General features: G+C 37.3%; 3 protein-coding genes. All 3 read left to right on the top strand.

What is annotated here, in order from left to right; translation table 11 throughout:
• On the top strand, positions 1-1,635 hold a 1,635-nt coding region (locus QL229_RS20460), incomplete at its 5' end, for a TonB-dependent receptor (RefSeq protein ID WP_281547362.1).
• Positions 1,636-1,693: 58 nt separating this feature from the next.
• Positions 1,694-2,575 (top strand): class I SAM-dependent methyltransferase, encoded by an 882-nt coding sequence (locus QL229_RS20455; protein WP_138558012.1) that lies wholly within the window; start codon positions 1,694-1,696, stop codon positions 2,573-2,575.
• 400 nt (positions 2,576-2,975) lie between these two features.
• On the top strand, positions 2,976-3,163 hold a 188-nt coding region (locus QL229_RS20450; protein WP_281547361.1), incomplete at its 3' end, for a hypothetical protein.

Here is a 3,163-nt window from a genome sequence, read left to right as displayed (position 1 = left end):
GAAATCGCTGAAAATGTAGAGTGGTTTGGTCAAACAATGTTTGTTCAAAACTCATCATTTGGTCGTTATGCTCCTCCAGCTGCTCCTTGGACTGGTATGTCTGCAGACAATGAGCACAACCCATACGGTGAAGATGGTGCATACGGTTTATTCCGTTGGGTTGGTATCGGTACTCGTGACGGTAACGTAGACGACTACAACATCGATTTAACAACTGGTTTACGTGGTTTCCTTGATTGGAACAACGCTTCATGGGAAGTTTACTACCACCGTAACAAAGCAGATAACAAATCTGTTGGTCAATACTACCTTTCTTATTCTGGTTTAGCTTACAACCAAGCTAATGATATTGATTTAGGTTCAGATGAAGGTGTTGCAAACATGAAAGCAACAACACTTCAAGAATCTTCATCGACTTTTGACCAATACTTTGCTGGTATTGGCTTCGATTTATTCGAATTACCTGGTGGTCAAGTATCACACTACGTAGGTATGGAATACTTTGAGCAAACTTATGCAGATATCTACGATGGTCAATCAGCTGCTGGCTTAATCGGTGGTTCAGCAGGTAACTCATCACAGGGTAAACGTGATGTAACAGCATTCTTCTTCGAGTCAGTACTTCCAATTACTGAAACTGTAGAAGTTAACTTAAAAGCTCGTTACGATGACTACTCTGACTTCGGTGACAATATTGCTCCTGCGGTATCTGCTCGTTGGCAAGTAGCTGATAACATCGTTATCCGTGGTTCATATTCTGAGTCTTTCCGTGCACCAGGTCTTGACCTTCTAAATGCTGCACGTACATTCTCAGCTGAATCAGCTATCGACTATGCAAATGGTTCAACTACATCGCGTCAATATGACACTTATTACACGCAAAACTCAGAGTTAGATGCTGAAACTTCAGATTACACTAACCTTGGTATCGCGTGGGATGTAAACGAAAACCTTACTTTCAAAGTTGATTACTTCCAGTTAGCGATTGATAATGTAATTCAATCTAAGTCTCTTCAGTCTTTACTATCTGACGAAGCTGCAGGCCTAATCTCTGCTGTATCAGTAGATACAGACACTTCAAATGAGACTTTCTATCTGAAGCGTGCTGCATCAGGTACTCTAGTTGAAGCAGGTACATCTTACTTCAATGGTGCTGGTTTCGAAATTGAAGGTATCGACTTTACAATTGCTGCAAACCTTGAAACTGGTTTTGGTGACTTCCGTTTCCAAAACGTGAATAGCTTTGTGCTTTCGTATGACCAAGAAGTAGGTGGTGTTGTACAAGATACATCTGGCTGGTCAGGTCAACCTGAGCTTAAGTCTGTTGCAACGGTTGCATGGTCTTATGAAGATCACTCACTAGCGTGGAATGCAACATACACAGACAGCACTACTGAAACTGAAAAAGATGAAGATGGTGATGGCTACTATGAGCAAACAGGTAAGCTTGATAGCTGGTTAATTCACAACTTAACTTACACTTATAATGCAGGTGCATACGGTGCACTTACTTTCACTGTTAATAACTTAACAGATGAAGATCCAGTGTTATCATCAAACGGTACTTGGGATAACCAAGACCTTTATAATAACTTTGGTCGTGATTATCGTGTAAGCTACTCAATCAGCTTCTAATAAAGTTTTTTGAAAGTAAAAAGGCTGAATTTATTCAGCCTTTTTTTATGGAGTATACATGAGCGACCATTGGACAAATTATTGGCAACAAGGACACCTAACCTCATTTGGAAACGGGTTTAAAAAAAATTACCAAGGAGCATTACAAGAGTTCTGGTGTAGTTTCGCGACTAAGTTAGATCCAGACTCATTGGTTCTGGATGTTGGCACGGGCAATGGTGCCTTAATTCAGCTGATACAAAGAGACAAAAAGTTAAATTGTGTTGGAATCGATCAGGCAAAAATTCATCCCGAGGTTTCAAAGAGTGTAGGTGGAACCTTTCTGTCAAATACAGCCGTTGAGAATTTACCATTTAAAGATGATGAGTTTTCGTCTGTTATTGCACAGTTTTCTCTAGAGTACAGTCAACTTGATAAAAGTATCTCTGAGGTTTTTCGTGTATTAAGTGCTAAGGGAGTATTTGCATTTGTCTGTCATCACCCTGAATCAATAATTGTAAAGCCAAATGCAAAGATTTTAGCGGCAGCAAACTTTGTTATACAAGAGTTAACATCATCTCTAATGGCTTTGATTAACGATCTTGATAGAAAGCAGCTGGAAAGTGCAAAGCATTATTTCAATGAAATTGAAATAAAAATGAAACGTGAATTTATAAATAATTTTGATGCTTTAGTGGGGACTAATTTACCTGCGTTCATAAACTTCTTGCGTCAAAATCAGAATAACAAAATAGACTTCAAAAAAGCGTTGTCTCTTTTTATGAATGAATTAGAGCTACTAATTCTTAGGTTAACTGAGTTAGTAAATGCTGCTAACCAGTCAGCACTTTTGATCGAACAAGTAGAAACAATGAAAGTCAATTGTGAAGTTGGGAAAATCTTTGATAACAATCAAGATGAATTACTAGCAATTTACATTATGGGTGAATCGATTCTTTAAAACCCTTATTTAGATTTAGAAAAAGAAGTAGCATTTAATAAATAGATGTTACTTTTTTGAAATCCACCTCCTTTTTTGCCTGTCATAGATAATTTATTTTATTTCAATTGTTAATTTTGATTGTTGCATTTATTAACTATCAAAATGCTGTTGATGTGGGTTTTCCACGCTTTTTCTGTACCTTAAAGCAATTATCTTGTACCTAATATTAACGTATTTGGTTTATTGTTGATTATTTGTTTATTGTTTAAATTCCCTTATAAAACAAAGGTTAAAAAAAAGTTGACCAAAAGTTGTACCTGATATTAGTATTTGATAGCTCTAAGGGGGGCTTTGACCCTTTAGTGTTAAATAAATAAATTAATAAAGTCATAACATGGATATGACCAGGGAGAATCAAATGTTAAATAATCAAGTTTCAAAAGCAGTTCGCTTAGCGATTGCTTTTGGTGCAGTGTCAACTGCTGCATTTTCTGCATCGACTGTTGCAGCTGAAGACAACAGTGTAGAAAAAGTTGAACGCATTCAAGTAACAGGTTCACGCATCAAGCGTACTGACCTTGAAGGTGCATCACCTGTAATCAGCAT

This window comes from Pseudoalteromonas sp. PAR1, assembly GCF_947311895.1.
Taxonomy (GTDB): Bacteria; Pseudomonadota; Gammaproteobacteria; order Enterobacterales; family Alteromonadaceae; genus Pseudoalteromonas; species Pseudoalteromonas lipolytica_C.
Note: the sequence above shows the minus strand (reverse complement) of the source record. Positions and strands in the feature narration are given on the sequence as shown.